This window comes from Sodalis sp. RH14 (genome assembly GCF_047324285.1).
GTDB lineage: Bacteria > Pseudomonadota > Gammaproteobacteria > Enterobacterales > Enterobacteriaceae > Acerihabitans.
The window spans coordinates 3,107,849-3,124,312 of sequence record NZ_CP178739.1; the positions used below are offsets into that span (position 1 = coordinate 3,107,849).

A 16,464-nucleotide genomic window follows, 5' to 3' on the forward strand; every position below is an offset into this window, starting at 1 on the left:
CAACGTCGCCGCCATAATCGCGTACAATCCCCGACAAGAGTCCTCACATCGCGGCCCCGCGGGCTTGGCGGCGCGCCGGTAACAGTCAAAGGCATAACCACCGTGGTCGACCAAAAAGAGCAGTACAACCTGAACAAATTACAAAAACGCCTGCGCCGCAACGTCGGGCAGGCCATTGCCGATTTTAATATGATCGAAGACGGCGATCGCATCATGGTATGCCTCTCCGGCGGCAAGGACAGCTACACCATGCTGGAAATCCTGCGCAATCTACAGCAAAGCGCGCCGGTCAGCTTCTCGCTGGTGGCGGTCAACCTGGATCAAAAGCAGCCGGGCTTTCCCGCCGATATCCTGCCCGCCTATCTCGATGCCTTGGGCGCCGAGTATAAAATCGTCGAGGAAAATACCTACGGTATCGTCAAAGATAAGATCCCCGAGGGTAAAACCACCTGCTCACTGTGCTCGCGCCTGCGGCGCGGCATTTTATATCGTACCGCCACCGAGCTTGGCGCCAATAAAATTGCCCTGGGGCATCATCGCGACGATATCCTGCAGACACTCTTCCTGAATATGTTCTACGGCGGCAAGTTAAAAGGCATGCCGCCGAAATTGATGAGCGACGACGGTAAACATATCGTCATCCGCCCGCTGGCCTATTGCCGCGAAAAGGATATCGAGCGCTTTGCCGAGGCGCGCGCCTTTCCCATTATCCCCTGCAACCTGTGCGGTTCGCAGCCAAACCTGCAGCGGCAGGTGATAGGCAATATGCTCAGGGACTGGGATAAACACTACCCGGGGCGCCTGGAGACCATGTTCCGCGCGATGCAAAACGTGGTGCCGTCCCATCTCGCCGACGGCGGGTTGTTTGATTTCAGGCAATTGCATGCCGGCGGCGACATCATCGACGGCGGCGATATGGCGTTTGACCCGCTGGAACTGCCGGCGCAGCCCGCGGGCTGGCTGGCGGATGATGACGTTGATGCCCTGCCGCCTGCCGGCGCGCGCCTCGACGTCGTGGAAATAAAATAGCGCGGCTACCACATATGCGGCGGCGGGTCCTGTATCGGCTTGGGGTCGGGATTATAGGGCGGCTCCAGGGGCGGATCCGGCAGTGGGTTCGGGATCGGCGGCGGATCGGTCGGGATGGGTTCTTCCGGTATCGGATCGCCTGGAATGCTCATTCGATACGGAACCGGTGCCTGGCGCACCCGGGGTGTCATAGTCATAGGCATACTGTCCACCTCTTTAAAGGGTCTTATCAAAGCAGCGCGTTTGCTGCGGACTCACTTTAAGGATAGTGGGCAATTGGGGTAAGGACAAATCCCCGCCCTGCCGCCCGGTTAATATGCCCGCCGGGGAAAAACCAAAAAAAAAATGCCAGGTTAATAAACCCGGCATCGTATGAATTAAATATGCTATGCAATAATTCAAAAAAGGAAGTAAGACAATATGGAGCGCAACGCCCATCGCTTGACGTTGCATTCACCTGCGGGATCGATAGTGCCCCATCCCGCGCCCCTGCTTTTTGATATTGCTCAATATTAGCCGGCTTTTTTGCGTTTTTTGCGTAAATTTTGCCGCGCATCGCCGCCACGCTATGCATATGGCTATAACCATTTACGCCGTTTTAACCATAGCGCCACACAAAGCACCAAGATAATTAACGCCAGGCAGAAGATACTGAAACCATAACGCATATTGCCGCCGGGGATGCCGCCCAGGTTGACGCCAAACAAACCGGTAAGAAAGGTGGTCGGCAGGAAAACCATGGCCATCAGCGACATGGTATAACCGCGGCGGTTTATCGACTCGGCGGTAATCCAGTTAATTTCATCGGCAATCACCGCCGTGCGGGCAATGCCGCCGTCGATATCGTCGATGCCGCGCCCCAGGCGATCGGCGATATCCTGCATGCGCCTGCGGTCGTCATCCCCCATCCAGGGCAAATGCTCGCTGGCCAGGCGGGCGAAGACATCGCGCTGCGGCGCCATATAGCGCCGCAGGACAATCAGCTGCTTGCGCAGTTTCGACAGCTGGCCGCGCGGCGGGATCTGCTGGTCCAGCAGATCGTTTTCCAATACGATGATGCGGTCATGCATATCTTCAATAAACTCGCTGGTGTGATCGGTCAGGGTATCGCACATATCCACCAGCCAGTTGCCGCTGTCCACCGGCCCCTGTTTTTTCTGCAATTCGTCAAGCATCTCCTCCACCGCCTGGATCGGCTGGTTACGGGTGGTGACGATCAGTTTTTCCGTGATATAGATACGCAGGACAATCAGCTCTTCCGGGTATTCCTCGGTATTGAAGTTAATGCTGCGCAAAATTATCAGCGCGCCTTCGGGAATGCGGTTAACCCGCGGCCGCGTGCTGTTGCCGGCCAGCGATTCGCGCACCGGATCGGGTATCAGCGGCGATGTGGCCAGCCATTCCATGCTGGCCTGATGTTCCGTATCCAGGTGCAGCCAACAGGGATGGAGGCAATGCGCAATGTCCGAGGCCTCGATAGGCGTAATGCCGCCCTGGCCGTCTAATTGTCCGGCGTAGACCACGCCGTTGATATGCAAGGCTTCACGATCGAGTACTTCCAACTTTTTTTCCTTATTCGGCACGATTCGGCACGGATTGATGTCAAGTCTAGCGCCAAACGGGAAGATATAAAGAATTATAAAACCTCGAGGTTACAGCACGTGATGCCGGCACCCCCGCTATGCGCGCGGACGGACGTCGCATACGCGGTTTTTGCCCCGGCTTTTGGCCGCGTACAGCGCGGCATCGGCGCTGCGGATAAATGCGGCGGGCGTATCTTCCGGTCTCACCGGCATGGCGGCGTGGGCGCCGGCGCTGATTGTCACCACGCCAAAGGGGCTGGCGTCATGGGGGATTTGCAATTCATGCACCGCCCTGACCACCGTCTCGGCAAACGTACGCGCGCCGGCGAGATCCGTGCCGGGCAGAATAACGGCGAACTCTTCCCCGCCGTAACGCGCCACCAGATCGTTCACCCGGCGCGGCAGCGCCAGCAGCGTTTGTCCTACCCGCTGCAAACATTCATCCCCCGAGACATGGCCGTAGATATCGTTATATTTTTTAAATAAGTCGATATCGAGCAGGATCAGCCCCAACGGCGTCAGGTCGCGACAGGCGCGCTGCATCTCATTTTGCAGCACGATATCAAACTGGCGCCTATTGGCGAGGCCGGTAAGACCGTCATGCAGGGCCTGGACAGCCAGCTTTTGATTTAATTCCGTCAATAAGTCCCGGGCGATAAGCAGGTCTTTTTCCGAGCGCAGGCTGAAGTTAATTTGCCGCAGCAGCGCCCATGCCAGCAGGGTTAAAATGATCAGGATCCCCGCCCCGCCCGCCGCAAAAATAATACTGTCGGTACGCCAGCCGCGCAAAACTTCCTTTTTAGACAAACCCGCCGCGATGACCAGCGGATACTGATCCAGCTTGGAATAGCCGAAGATGCGTTCCACCTTATCGTAATAAGAAATAATCGTTGCATTGCCGGATTTGGCCCGCGGCAACACATCGGTAAACAGCGTGCTTTTGGCCATGCTCCGGCCGATGGCGCTTTCCTCATAAGGCCGGCGATATAAAATGGTGCCATCGGCCAGCATTAATACCAGGGCGGTGTCATTGTCGATGGCGAAATGATTGTAATACTCCTGGAAATAGCTGACATAGACCGTCGCCAGCGCCACGCCGCCGAAGCTTCCGTCCTGGTTATTTATCCGGTGCGACACCGGAATGACCAGATCGCCGGTGGATCGGCTGCGGATCACCTTGCCTATATATAAGCGATTGTCATTATGGGCTTGGTGATATTTGAAATATTCGCGATCCGCATTATTGGCATGAGGCGGAATAATACCCGAAGCCGTCACCAGCCAGTGCCCCTGTGAGTCATAAATAAACCCGCCGTGCAGCTGCGGCAGGTGTTTAAGCTGCTCACTCATGACTTTTTGCAGGCGCGGCAGCCGCGCCTGCGACAGGCCGTCCGTGTCCAGGCGTTCCATCAAATCCTGCAGCGTAATATCCACCTGCAAAAAGGTGTCTTCCGCATGCTGGGAAAGGGCGCGCGACAGATTGGCGGAATCTTGTTCGGCATTCACCAGATCGCGCCCATGCGCATTCCAGATTTGCCAGGTATCAAGGAAGATAATGGCGCAGGCCACCACCACAATAAAAATAGCGGCGTGGATCAGCAGCGAAGCATGGTTGACGACCTTATGCAGCAGGCGTAAGGCACCATTCGGCGAATAATCCATCTATTCCTTGATTTTACAGGTTTTACATCAGCTGCGACGGCGTGCTGCTATGCGCAGGAGGCAGGGAATTTCAGTTAAGTATTAAACTAATTAATGTAATTTGCAATTAATAACCCCACCCGGACAAGCCGCAGGGATAGACCGCGGAATTTCCAGGCCATGCACGGCAAGCGGAGTCCGCAAAACCCGTCAGAAACGCCGCTCGCGTCTTTGCCCTCAGAAAGGCGTTGACGGCGACGGCAGATGCCGTCCAGCAAAATAATATAGCGCGACGAAGAGCAATAACCCGCAGAACTTCAGCGGGTTAACAGGGTTATGCGCCAAGCGGCGGACAGTGATAAAGCAACGGCGCGGACTTAGTGCCTGAGGATATACATCGTCTGGCTATAAGCCACATCTTCCGGATTGGTTATCGGATACCCCTGCACCCAGGGTTTGATCAAACGGCCGTTGGTATATTGGTAAATAGGCGCAATCGGCGCTTGCTCGGCTATCATATCTTCCGCTTTATTGTAATCCGCGCTGAGGCGCTGCGGATTGGTTTGCCGGCTGGCCTCGGCGAGCAGGCGATCATAGGCGGGATCATTAAACTTGGCGATATTGCCGCTATGGGTGGCGGTCAATAATGACAGGAAGGTGGAAGGCTCGTTGTAATCCCCTACCCAGGAAGCGCGCACCACGTCAAAGTTACCGGTATTGCGGCTGTCGATATAGGTTTTCCATTCCTGGTTCTCCAGCTTGACGTTTACCCCCAGCTTTTTCTTCCACATCGAGGCCACGGCGATAGCGATTTTTTCGTGACTTTCCGACGTGTTATACAGCAGGCTCAGGGTCAGCGGTTTCTCAGGGCCGTAGCCCGCCGCTTTCATCAGCACTTTTGCCTCGGCGTCCAGCTCTTCCTGGGAATGCCGCTGCAGGAAATTCTGCTGCGGCGTGAAACCCGCGGTGACATCCGGGGTAAAATGCCAGGCGGGTTTTTCGCCGGTGCCGACCACTTTTTCGGCGATAATTTTACGATCAATGGCATAGGACAGCGCCTTGCGCACCCGCACATCGTCGGTGGGCGCGCGCCGGGTGTTGAACGCGTAATAGTAGGTGCCCAACTGGTCCGGGGTATAAACCTGGCCGGGAATATCCTTTAGCAACTGCTGGTAGCGGTTTTTGGGGAAGGATTCGGTGATATCAATATCGTTGGCCAGGTAGCGATTCAGGGCGGACGATTCCTGATTGAGCGGAATAAAGGTTACCTGGGTCAATACCGTATGCTGATGATCCCAGTAATGTTCATTGGGCGTGAGGACGATTTTTTCATTTACGACCCTCTCGTGCAGGGCGAAGGCGCCGTTGCCCACCAGGTTGCCGACCTTGGTCCAGTCGTTGCCGTATTTTTCCACCGTGGCGCGATGCACCGGGAACAGGCTGAAATTGGCAGTCAGGCTGGCAAAATACGGCACCGGTTTGCTGAGTTGCACCTTCAGGGTGTAATCATCCGGCGCGCTGACCCCAAGCCGTTCTGCGGGAAGTTTCCCGGCGGTGATGTCTGCTGCGTTTTCCAGGCCGGCCAGTTCGGCGAACCAGGCGAAGGAGGACAGGTTTTTCGGGTCGGCGAGACGCCGCCAGCTGTAGACAAAATCATTTGCCGTGACAGGGTCACCGTTTGACCAGCGCGCGTCGTGGCGCAGCTGGAAAATAAAGGTGCGGTTATCGTTGGTTTCCCAGCGGGTCGCCACCCCCGGGATAAGATTGCCCTTGGCGTCCTCATTGACCAGTCCTTCAAACAGATCGCGCACCACTTGGGCTTCGGGCAGGCCGACCACTTTGATCGGATCGAGGGAAGCCGGTTCATCTTTGATATGGCGCACGATGTGCTGCTGTTCGGCCAGCTGCGTGCCTTCGGGTACCGTGGCGGCCCAGAGATTGCCGCTCAGGGCGATAATAAACGACGCACATAAGGTAGGGTTGAAACGCGGCATGGCATTATCCTTGTTATCGTAACCGGTGCAGAGCGGCCCGGCGCTTTCCCGGTGTTTTTCCTGCCAGGGATAATAACGCCGGACGTTTTGCGCTAAAGTAGATGAATCAATGTAACGTATTATTTTCGGTCAGGAAACAGTATGGAGTTATTTCAACCACGCGCGCGGCGGGGAAAGCTGCCTTCCCTGGGCGAGCCCTACGGCCGGTCGGTGCTGGGCGCGCCGTTGCTTTTTTTCCCGGCCGCCGCCCCGGCCCCGGATACCGGGTTGATTATCGCCGGTACCCATGGCGACGAAACCGCAAGCGTGGTGGCGCTGTCGTGCGCGCTGCGCACGCTTGGCCATCCTGCGCGTCATCATGTGATCCTGGCGGTAAATCCGGACGGCTGCCAATTGGGATTGCGGGCTAATGCTAACGGCGTGGACCTGAACCGCAATTTTCCCGCCGCCAACTGGCGGCCGGAGGAGACGGTGTACCGTTGGACCAGCAGCGCGGCGGAGCGGGATGTCTTGCTGTCCACCGGCGCCGGACCGGGCTCGGAGCCGGAAACGGCGGCGTTATGCCGGTTGGTGGCGCGACTCGCCCCCGCCTGGGTGGCGTCTTTTCATGAGCCGCTGGCCTGCGTGGAAGAGGCCGTGCCATCGCCTTTGGGCGCCTGGCTGGCGGCGCGGCTGGCGCTGCCCTTGGTGACAAGCGTGGGCTACGAGACGCCGGGTTCGTTCGGGAGTTGGTGCTCAGATCGTGGTCTGCCCTGTATTACCGCCGAGCTTCCCGCCGTGTCGGCCGACGCCGCCACCGATCGTTACCTGGCGGCGCTGGTTGAGCTGCTGATCTACGATGGGAATGCCGGGTGAGAGACGCTCATACTTTAACCAGCCGGTTTTAAGTCCGGTATCGGCGGCCATACCCTGCCATGGGTGTTCGGGCGGACGGGAAAACCACGCCCGATTCGACCCCATCGGCACGGTGTCCCTTTAACACGTCTTGTGTAGGTTTGGCGATCGCCGTCCTGGTAATATTGGGCTTACGTGAAGATGAATGTCGCCATGGTGATGTCGCTGCGGCGGGGGTTTCGCTTGCCGTGCGTGAGGGTGCGCTAGGGCATATGTCGCTTTGGCGAAGGTTTCGCTTGCCGTGCGTGAGGGTGCCAGCGTCAGGGCGCGCCAGGGCATATGTCGCCTTGGCGAAGGTTTCGCTTGCCGTGCGTGAGGGTGCCAGCGTTAGGGCGCGCCAGGGCATATGTCGCCTTGGCGAAGGTTTCGCTTGCCGTGCGTGAGGGTGCCAGCGTCAGGGCGCGCCAGGGCATATGTCGCCTTGGCGAAGGTTTCGCTTGCCGTGCGTGAGGGTGCCAGCGTTAGGGCGCGCCAGGGCATATGTCGCTTTGGCGAAAGTTTCGCTTGCCGTGCGTGAGGGTGCCAGCGTTAGGTCGCGCCAGGGCATATGTCGCCTTGGCGAAGGTTTCGCTTGCTGTGCGTGAGGTGTTCATATGTATTGCCGGGCGCCTGCAAGCGACAAAGAGGCCGTACCGCGACGGCCTCCTTGACCTCCGCGCGCCCGGCAGGTCGCGCGTCGCTGCGCGATGCCTTCCGCCGCCCATGTCCCCGTTATGCACCGGCCCGGTTAGCGCTCCCGGCGCAACCGGACCTTTCGCCGCTCCCGGCGGCTCATGCCGGGGTCACAGGCGCCGTCAGCGCGCTTTATGCCGGTCCCCATGTCGCGGTTCGCACGGCATATTATGAAGCGATTGCGGCGCTGTTGTTTTGGATGGGGGCTGGCGTCAGCATAGGATTGACTGTTATGGAATGCAACACGTATGGAAAACCGTTGGCACAGCGAACATCAGGCATGCAGTAAGGCATTCATCATTCAGTTTTGAGTTTTGAGTTTTGAGTTTTGAGTTTTGAGTTTTGAGTTTTGAGTTTTAACATTAAGCATTAGCTATTAGCCACCAGAGTGTAAACATTAGCGCAAAATGAATACTGAGACCTTTCCCGGTAAGCACATACCGCTAAGAACCCCAAAAAGCGGTTTTACTCACAGGCGATGGTGTTGACGTGGTGCCGGCATAGAGTGCGCCGGCAGCGCGCATCACGGCTGGATGAGCCGCCGGGAGCGGCGAAAGTCCGGTTTGCGCCGGGAGCGCATACCGGGCGGTCCACAAGCCGGGATGGGTGATGCCGGGCACCGCGCAGCGGCGCACGATCTGCCGGACGCGCGGAGGTCAAGGAGGCCGTCGCGGTACGGCCTCTTTGTCGCTTGCCGGCGCCCGGCACTACATATGAACACCTCACGCACGGCAAGCGAAACCCCCACTGGTGCAACATAAGCCATTTTGCCATCCGCAAATGCGCCCCCGCCGCGACAAAATAAGCCTCCCCGCCAGCCGCCAGCGCCCCCGCCACGATTGGCGAGGTCACTTACAAATTATGGCGAAAAGAGCGGCGGACGGCAGACGAAGCCATTTTAGTCCAGGGTGATGGAGCCGCAGCCGAAATTGAGGTGCGGTTCGGCATCCAGCGCCAGCCAGGTCGGACCGTCGAGATCGATAAACCGCGCCCCGGGCGTCAGCGGCAGCGCGGCGGCGATAGCGCGCGAGGTACACAGCATGCAGCCGAGCATAATGCCGAAACCCTGTTCCCGCGCCTGTTGCGCCAACAGCAGGGCTTCGGTAAGGCCGCCGGTTTTATCCAGCTTGATATTGATCATCTCGTAATTATCCCGTAATGCGGGCAACTGCTGGCGGGTGTGGCAGCTTTCGTCGGCGCAGATGGGCAGCGGATGGATAAAATGCTGCAGCGCGGCATCCTGCTCTGCGGGCAGCGGCTGTTCAAGCATGGCCACGCCCAAATCCGCCAGCAGTTGGCATCGGGACGCCAGCCCTTCCGGTTGCCAGGCCTCGTTGGCGTCGACAATCAGCGTGGCGTCCGGCACAGCGGCGCGGATGGCCACCATGCGCTCGGTGATAAGCCGGTCATCAAGTTTGATTTTCAGCAGCCGCGCCCCCGCCTGCCAGTAACCCAGCGCCGCCTCGGCCATGCGCTCCGGATCGTTGATGCTCAGCGTTTGCGCCATGGCGATGGTTGCCGGCAGCGCCACGCCCGCCCTTTGCGCCAGGGTTTGGCCGGCCAGCTGGCGTTCCAGGTCCCAGAGCGCGCAATCGACGGCGTTGCGCGCCGCGCCGGCCGGTAACAGCTGCTGTAATACGTCGCGGGTGATATCCTGTTCCACCGGATGAACCACGGCGGCGAGCTGTTCCATGACCGACTGCTCAGTTTCGCCATAGCGGGGATAAGGCGTGCATTCGCCAATGCCCCGGACGCCGTCCTGTTCTATCTCCACCACCACTACCCGGGCTTCGGTACGGCTGCCGCGCGCAATAACAAACGGCGTATGCAGCGGCCATGCCTCCGGATAGAAACGCATTACTCTCATTGTGACCCCTTAGATAAGCAATAATAAATCAAAACTAAACAACCCTGCCGGCAAACACAAGGTCATGAAGATATTTACGCGGCGCGGCGCGGGCGTCAGCTTTCGCCCTCTTCGCCGGATTTTTTGGCGCTAAGGCCGTATTCGCGCAGCTTATTGGCAATGGCGGTATGGGAAACGCCCAGGCGTTTGGCCAGTTTGCGCGTGCTGGGATAGGTTCGGTAAAGGCGGGTCAGCACGGAACGTTCGAAGCGTTTGCTGATCTCATCCAGGGACCCGTCGAGGATTTCCTCCGCCATGGGCTGCGTCAGGTCGAAATCCGGCAGATCAATATCGGCGACGCGCAGTTCGTCCCCGTCCAGCTGGGCCATGGCGCGGGTTAAAACATTTTTCAGCTGGCGTACATTGCCCGGCCAGGCGTAGCGGTTAAGCATAGCGGCCAGGTCGGGCGCGACCCGCGGGCGGGGGATGCCCTGCTCATCGCAGAACTGGGCGATAAACAGCGCGGCCAGCGGCATGATATCGTCCGGCCGGTCGCGCAGCGGCGGCAGGCTGAGCGTCAGCACGTTCAGGCGATAATAAAGATCTTCGCGAAACTGTCCTTTATGGACCAGTTCCAGCAGGTTTTTCTGGGTGGCGCAGTAGACGCGCACATCCACGTGCATTTCACGATCCTCGCCCACGCGGCGGAACGTGCCGTCATTAAGAAAGCGCAGCAGTTTGTTTTGCATGCTCGGCGACATCTCGCCAATTTCGTCGAGCAAGACCGAGCCGCCGCCGGCCTGTTCAAAAAAGCCTTTTTTGCCCTCAAGGGCGTTGGGATAGGCGCCGGCGGCGTGGCCGAACAATTCGCTCTCCGCCACATCATCCGGCAACGCGGCGCAGTTCAGCGCCAGGAACGGGTGTTTGCCGCGCCGGCTGCGCAGGTGGCAGGCATGGGCCAGCAAATCCTTGCCGGTGCCGGTCTCGCCGGTAATCAACAGCGGCGCATCCAGCATCGCCAGCCGTCTGGCGCGATCGAGGGTTTGGCGCATGGCCTGGCTGACGGCGATGATATGGCTGAATTCGCTATCATCGTTCGGCGCGTGTTCCTGCAGCTGACGTCCCATGCGCACGGCGGATTTCAGCAATATCACCCCGCCCACCGTGGCGGGCTGTCCGTCTTCGCCGGTCAGCTGAACGGGGGTGATTTCCAGCAGATAGTCCTGGCCCTGGATCACCACCCGCAGGCTTTCGGCGGCCTGCCGGCCGCTCTCAAGCCAGCGCACGACGTTAAAACCGCCGATCAGCTGGTTTACCGGCTGTTGGTGCAGTTGATCGGCGCGTTGGCCGAACAGGGCCAGCGTGGCCGGGTTAGCCAGTTCCACCCGGCCTTTGAGGTCGATGGACAACACCGGCTCCGGCATGGCGGCCAGGATGGCTTCCAGCGCGCGGTGCTCGCGCTCGGAGGGCATAAACGCGACGGTATGCACGTCGCAGACGCCGGGGATGCGGCGGATTTCCGCCATCAGCGCCCGAAAGGTGTCGATTTCAAGCGTAGTCAGATTAAGATGGATCCGCCCGCTGGGGTCGATTTCAATACCGCGCAAATCGATACCGCGCGCTACCAGTAAATCCAGCAATTCCCTGGCCAGACCGAGGCGGTCCTGACAAATAACTTCCAAACGCATGTACGCCTCTTACCCGTGATGACAATATTGGCTACATAATACGTGGCGACGCGTCCGGGATGAAGTCATCTGTCACAAAAAGTTGCCAGGATGGGAAATTTTCCGCCCGGCGCGGGCCACGGCGCAGCGGACGGGAGCATCAGGGGGCGGGTTTACGCTCCATCAGGCTTTTCAACTGGCCGATAATTTCCCGCCTATAGTCCCCCAGGCGCGGTTTGTCGCCCTCTATCCAGGGCAGCGGACGACACAGTTCCATGGCCTTGATGCCCAGGCGCGCGGTCAGCAGGCCCGCGCCCATGCCCTGGGCAACACGGGCTGAGAGGCGCGCGGTCAGGTCCTGCGACATCCAGTCCAGTCCCACTTCGCGCACCCATTCGCTGACGCCGGCAAAGGCGATGTTCAGCAATACCAGCCGGAATAACCGGATGCGGCTGAAATACCCCACTTCAATGCCATACAGCGCCGCCACCCGGTTGATAAGCCGCAGATTGCGCCAGGCGATAAACCCCATGTCTACGATGGCCAGCGGACTGACCGCGATCATCAGCGCGGACTCGGCCGCGGAACGGCTGATTTCCGCCCGCACCCGGCCATCGATGACCGGCTGCACTATTTTGGCGTACAGCATAACCACTTCACGATCGCTGTGGGTATCGTGCAGCATCGCCTGCCAGCGCCGCAATGCAGGATGGGCATCGTCAATTCCGGCCTGGCTGGCCAGGCGCAGACAGAACGCGCGACCCTGGCCCAGCGCGTGGCTGCGCAGCAGCTCCCCAGCCCGGTCGCGTTCCCCGGCCCGTTGGCGCAGGCGATATAACCGCCGCCATTCGGTGGCCAGCGACCCGGCGCCCGCCAGGACAAACAGGGCGCCGGCGCCCAGCCCGCCCAGCGCCAGCCAGTCGTGCTGCTGCCAGGCGCGCGCGGCCCACAGCGCCCCCTGCGCCCCCGCGCTGACGACCAGCAGCCCGGTGCCGGCAATGACCATGCGGCGCCAGATACTGCGTTTCGGCCGCAGGGCGTTGACAAGCAATTGCTCCGCCCGCCCTTCCTCATCCTGCTCCTGCTCCGGCGGCGTCAGCGGATGAAACTGCGCATCCTGTAACTGCTCAAAGGTGAGCTTCGCGCGCAGCGCGGCCTCCGCCGGCGGCGCCAGCGGCTTGTCCGGCTGTGGTGGAAAATCGATACGGGGCTTTACGGGATCGTTCATCGTAGTTTATCTCCCAATAAAAACTCCATCACCGCATCCAGGCGGATGTGCGGCAGCGGCCGGTCGGGGTCCATGGCGCGCGGACGGAAATTTTCGAAGGCGAATCCCTGTTCGCGCCAGAAGGCGGCGCCCGGCAAACGGGCCGGCACGTCGCCCGGATAAAAGGTCAGCGGCTGGTTGTCTTCCAGACGATGTCCGTTCAGGGCGGGAATGGCGCCGCCCTGATGATCGACCAGGCCGTTTTGCGTGGCCTGCACCGAGGCCAGGCCCGCACAGTCCATGGTGATGCCTTCGAACGCGGCATTTTGCCAGGCGTCCTGTACCAGTTGCTGCAATAGCGACACCAGGTTGGCCTGCTGATCGGTGGTGACGTGATCGGCCTTGCTGGCGGCAAACATCAGCCTGTCGATACAAGGCGAAAACAGACGGCGGTACAGGCTGCGCTTGCCGTAATGAAAGCTTCTCATCAATTGGGTCAGGGCCAGGCGCATATCGTTAAAGGCATGGGGGCCGCTGTTTAGCGGCTGCAGGCAGTCGACCAGCACGATTTGCCGATCGAACCCGGTAAAGTGCTGCTTATAAAAGCCCTTGACCACTTCCTGGCAGTAATAGTGATATCGCGCGCGCAGCATGCCGAGATTGGACGTTTTTGCCGCCTGTGCCAGCCGTGCCTCGCCGTCGTCCGTCACATCGGGCCAGGGGAAAAACTGCAGCGCCGGCGCGCCGGCCATATCGCCCGGCAGGACAAAACGCCCGGGCTGGATAAAGTGCAGGCCCTGGCGCTTGCAGTGCAGCAGGTAATCGGTATAGGCGCCGGCGATATCCGCCAGCGCGCGCTCATCGGCCGGCGCCAGTGGGTCAAGCGCGGCGCACTTCGCCAGCCACGGCGCCGCCCATTGCGCCCTATCGCCCTGCAGCAGGCCGTGCATCTGCCGCGACCAGGACAGGAAGTCCTGCTCCAGCATCGGCAAATCCAGCAGCCATTCGCCGGGGTAATCGACAATTTCCAGATACAGCGTGCCGGTATCCTTGATATGGCGCCAGAGGGAATCGCGTGAACGATAGCGCAGCGCCAGGCGCATTTCGCTTACGCCGCGCGTCGGCACCGGCCAGGCGGGCGGCGTGCCGTACAACGCGGCGATGCCCTCGTCATAGGCAAAGCGCGAAATGCCCAAATGGCGCTGGGGCACCCGCTTGGCCCCGAGCAAACGGCCGTCGCGCACGGCCGAAAACATCGGCAGGCGCGCGCCGTTATTGACCATCAGCAATTGATTGACAAAGGAGGTGATAAACGCGGTTTTGCCGCTGCGGCTCAGTCCGGTAACCGCCAGGCGCAAATGGCGGTCCATGCCGCGGTTCAGCAACGCGCCGAGATCGTTTTGCAGCCGGCTCATAACGCTTTCAATGGGTAAGGGGCATAAAAAAAGCAAAAAAACCGCACCGTGGCCTGAGCGAACATATATTCCTCCTGGTTGAAAGAAGTCTATTATGTCGCCCAATGGCCTAACAAACAAATTTCCGCCGCCGATGCCGGACGGGCGAGCTCACCCCCGGGCCGGCGCCGCGCCAACCGAGTAGTCCATGTGCTGCAAATCCGCCATAAGCGACGGGCCGGTCGGCTCCCACCCGAGCTGCCGGCGCGTCCAAACGCCTGAAGCCCGCAGATCCATGCCGGCGAACATGGCGAACCAGCCGAAATGCGGTGCCGCGTCCCCGCCCGACAGCGAAACCACCGGCACGCCAAGCCCCGCGCCGACGCATTGCGCGATGTCGCGCGCCGGTATCCCTTCCTCGGCCACGGCATGATAACGCGCGCCCCTGCTGCCCTTGTCCAGGACGAGCACATAGAGCTTCGCCACATCAAGCACATGGGCCGCCGGCCAGCAGTTGGCGCCGTCGCCGACATAGGCCGCCACGCCCTTTTCACGCGAGATGGCGATAAAGGGCGTAATCAGCCCCTGTTTAACGGTGTCGTGGACCTGAGGAAGCCGCACCACGCGCACGTCTATCCCATCCTCGAGCAGCGCATGGCCCGCCAGCTCGGACGCCACGCGCGGATTGGGATGGTTGGCGTTAAAGACATCCTCCGTCGCGGGCTGGCCGTGGCCGGCATCGCCCATGCCGGTACCGGAGGTAATGATAAGGGGGCGATCGGTGCCTTTAAGCGCGGAGCCCAAGGCGGCGATGGCACGCCGGTCCTTTTCGCAGTTCGCCGCGAAGTGGGCGAAATCATGATCGAATGCGGTATGGATAACGGCGTCGGCCGCGGCTGCCCCGGCGCGCAGGCTGTCGAGATCTTCCAGGGCGCCGCGATGGGCCTGCGCGCCGGCCGCCTCCAGGGCTTGGGCGCCGGCGTCGGATCTTGTCAAGCCGAGGACATGATGTCCGGCCGCCAGCAGTTCGGGTACAATGCGCGCGCCGATAAAGCCGGTCGCGCCAGTGAGAAATACGCGCATGAAATACCTCCTGTGTGGTCGTGCAGCAAGTATTCTCCTAAAACCGGGGCGATAAAAGTAGTGGCTTTATCCTAGTATAAAGAGTAACAGGATCGCGGTATCCCCCGGCACGCCATCCCTTACGCGCCTTGGCATGACATACAGTGCCGGCAAGGCGTTACAGCTGGCGAAAGCGATTGCGCACGCCGAAGGTGTCGGAGGTGACGTAACGCTCTACCTCGCGCAGTTGCTGCTCGCTGTCCTGCAACTGCAATTCCAGCAGTTCGATCTGCTGGGCCGGCGGCATGCGCGAGCGGCCGGCCGGCGCTTCGTCAGCCGGCGCCGGCTCGAGCCAGTAGGCCAGGATGGCATAGGCGGCGAGGGTCAGCAAAAACAGGCCGAAGAACATCGACAGCACCACGATAATACGCACCAGTTTCACCGGTACGTCCAGATAATGCGCCACCCCGGCGCAGACGCCTTTGAACATGCCTTCTTCCGGCCTGAGGTAAAGCGGCTGTTTAAAAGGTTGAGCCATATCATTGCCTCCAGTTGGGGTGTTCGGCATCCAGTATATCTTCCAGCGCCCGGATGCGCGCCTGCATGCGCGCCGCCTGTGCGTTGAGTTCGGCCAGGCGGCGGCTGTCCTGCGCCTGCAATGCCGAACCCTGCCTGCGGCGGCTGTTGTAATGCAGCCACAGCCATATCGGCGCCACGAACAGGATGAAAATGGTCAGCGGAATGGCAAGCACAATCGACACGGCTTCCATGATGGCTCCTTTAAGTGGCTTTTATTATTCGCTTTGGTTCATTTTGGCCTTCAGCGCCGCCAGCTGGGCGCTGATTTCATCATCCGCCCGCAATTCGGCGAACTGTTGGTCCAGCGATTTCTGCTTGCCGAAACCGACGCTTTCCGCTTCCGCTTCCATATGATCGATGCGCCGCTCAAACTGCTCGAAGCGGGCCATGGCCTCATCAATCTTGCCGCTGTCCAGCTGGCGGCGGATATCGCGCGACGAGGCCGCGGCCTGGTGGCGCAGGGTCAGGGTTTTCTGGCGGGCGCGGGTTTCCGCGAGCTTATTTTCCAGCTCGCCGATTTCGCGTTTCATGCGATCGAGGGTTTCCTCGATAACCGCAACATCCTGGCGCAGGGTGGCGATAATGGTCGTCAGGCGCTGTTTTTCCATCAGCGCGGCGCGCGCCAGATCTTCTTTGTCTTTGGCCAGCGCAAGCTCGGCTTTGCCCTGCCAGTCGGCCTGCTGGGTTTCAGCCTGGTCGATGCGCCGCAGCAATTGTTTCTTTTCCGCCAGCGCCTGAGCGGAAGTGGTGCGTACCTCGACCAGGGTGTCTTCCATTTCCTGGATCATCAGGCGCACCAGTTTTTCCGGATCTTCCGCTTTATCCAACAGTGCGTTGATGTTGGCATTCACAATATCGGTAAAACGAGAAAAAATACCCATAGCTTGATCCTCTAT

At 59.9% G+C, this 16,464-nt stretch carries 15 protein-coding genes; 2 read left to right on the forward strand and 13 right to left on the reverse strand.

Annotated features, from left to right (window positions below):
* Nucleotides 1–93: 93 nt before the first annotated feature.
* Nucleotides 94–1,029 carry a tRNA 2-thiocytidine(32) synthetase TtcA gene (ttcA, locus tag ACL2XQ_RS14150; RefSeq protein WP_413740525.1) on the forward strand — a complete coding sequence of 312 codons (936 nt, stop codon included), beginning with the start codon at nucleotides 94–96 and terminating at the stop codon, nucleotides 1,027–1,029.
* A 5-nt stretch (nucleotides 1,030–1,034) separates the two neighbouring features.
* On the opposite strand, the gene ACL2XQ_RS14155 is transcribed toward ttcA, so the two are convergent.
* The 5 genes from ACL2XQ_RS14155 to ACL2XQ_RS14175 form a co-directional block, all read right to left on the reverse strand.
* Complete coding sequence (locus ACL2XQ_RS14155; protein WP_413722810.1) at nucleotides 1,035–1,181, reverse strand: hypothetical protein; 147 nt, start codon at nucleotides 1,179–1,181, stop codon at nucleotides 1,035–1,037.
* A gap of 107 nt (nucleotides 1,182–1,288) precedes the next feature.
* The gene (locus tag ACL2XQ_RS14160) at nucleotides 1,289–1,603 is read right to left on the reverse strand and encodes a hypothetical protein (protein ID WP_413739351.1); all 315 of its coding nucleotides are present in this window, start codon (nucleotides 1,601–1,603) and stop codon (nucleotides 1,289–1,291) included.
* 4 nt (nucleotides 1,604–1,607) lie between these two features.
* Nucleotides 1,608–2,591 carry a zinc transporter ZntB gene (zntB, locus tag ACL2XQ_RS14165; protein WP_410015175.1) on the reverse strand — a complete coding sequence of 328 codons (984 nt, stop codon included), beginning with the start codon at nucleotides 2,589–2,591 and terminating at the stop codon, nucleotides 1,608–1,610.
* A 117-nt stretch (nucleotides 2,592–2,708) separates the two neighbouring features.
* Complete coding sequence (locus ACL2XQ_RS14170) at nucleotides 2,709–4,274, reverse strand: diguanylate cyclase (RefSeq protein WP_413739352.1); 1,566 nt, start codon at nucleotides 4,272–4,274, stop codon at nucleotides 2,709–2,711.
* Nucleotides 4,275–4,630: 356 nt separating this feature from the next.
* Nucleotides 4,631–6,247 (reverse strand): peptide ABC transporter substrate-binding protein, encoded by a 1,617-nt coding sequence (locus tag ACL2XQ_RS14175; protein ID WP_413739353.1) that lies wholly within the window; start codon nucleotides 6,245–6,247, stop codon nucleotides 4,631–4,633.
* A 141-nt stretch (nucleotides 6,248–6,388) separates the two neighbouring features.
* Here ACL2XQ_RS14175 and mpaA point away from each other — a divergent pair, with 141 nt between their 5' ends.
* Nucleotides 6,389–7,102 carry a murein tripeptide amidase MpaA gene (mpaA, locus tag ACL2XQ_RS14180; protein ID WP_413739354.1) on the forward strand — a complete coding sequence of 238 codons (714 nt, stop codon included), beginning with the start codon at nucleotides 6,389–6,391 and terminating at the stop codon, nucleotides 7,100–7,102.
* Nucleotides 7,103–8,711: 1,609 nt separating this feature from the next.
* Here the strand turns inward: mpaA and ycjG are convergent.
* The 8 genes from ycjG to pspA form a co-directional block, all read right to left on the reverse strand.
* Nucleotides 8,712–9,680 carry an L-Ala-D/L-Glu epimerase gene (ycjG, locus tag ACL2XQ_RS14185; protein WP_410015179.1) on the reverse strand — a complete coding sequence of 323 codons (969 nt, stop codon included), beginning with the start codon at nucleotides 9,678–9,680 and terminating at the stop codon, nucleotides 8,712–8,714.
* A 95-nt stretch (nucleotides 9,681–9,775) separates the two neighbouring features.
* Nucleotides 9,776–11,347, reverse strand: a complete 1,572-nt coding sequence (gene tyrR, locus ACL2XQ_RS14190) for a transcriptional regulator TyrR (protein ID WP_413722805.1) — start codon at nucleotides 11,345–11,347, stop codon at nucleotides 9,776–9,778.
* 139 nt (nucleotides 11,348–11,486) lie between these two features.
* The gene (locus ACL2XQ_RS14195; RefSeq protein WP_413728455.1) at nucleotides 11,487–12,554 is read right to left on the reverse strand and encodes a YcjF family protein; all 1,068 of its coding nucleotides are present in this window, start codon (nucleotides 12,552–12,554) and stop codon (nucleotides 11,487–11,489) included.
* A complete protein-coding gene (locus tag ACL2XQ_RS14200; protein ID WP_413739355.1) occupies nucleotides 12,551–13,948 on the reverse strand; it encodes a YcjX family protein in 1,398 nt (465 codons plus the stop codon). Before ACL2XQ_RS14200 ends, ACL2XQ_RS14195 begins: the two co-directional genes overlap by 4 nt.
* 150 nt (nucleotides 13,949–14,098) lie before the next feature.
* Complete coding sequence (locus tag ACL2XQ_RS14205) at nucleotides 14,099–15,010, reverse strand: SDR family oxidoreductase (RefSeq protein WP_410015183.1); 912 nt, start codon at nucleotides 15,008–15,010, stop codon at nucleotides 14,099–14,101.
* Between the two features lie 157 nt (nucleotides 15,011–15,167).
* The gene (gene pspC / locus ACL2XQ_RS14210) at nucleotides 15,168–15,527 is read right to left on the reverse strand and encodes an envelope stress response membrane protein PspC (RefSeq protein WP_410015184.1); all 360 of its coding nucleotides are present in this window, start codon (nucleotides 15,525–15,527) and stop codon (nucleotides 15,168–15,170) included.
* A 1-nt stretch (nucleotide 15,528) separates the two neighbouring features.
* Nucleotides 15,529–15,750 carry an envelope stress response membrane protein PspB gene (pspB, locus tag ACL2XQ_RS14215; RefSeq protein WP_410016551.1) on the reverse strand — a complete coding sequence of 74 codons (222 nt, stop codon included), beginning with the start codon at nucleotides 15,748–15,750 and terminating at the stop codon, nucleotides 15,529–15,531.
* Between the two features lie 33 nt (nucleotides 15,751–15,783).
* The gene (gene pspA, locus ACL2XQ_RS14220; protein WP_413722801.1) at nucleotides 15,784–16,449 is read right to left on the reverse strand and encodes a phage shock protein PspA; all 666 of its coding nucleotides are present in this window, start codon (nucleotides 16,447–16,449) and stop codon (nucleotides 15,784–15,786) included.
* Between the last annotated feature and the right edge of the window lie 15 nt (nucleotides 16,450–16,464).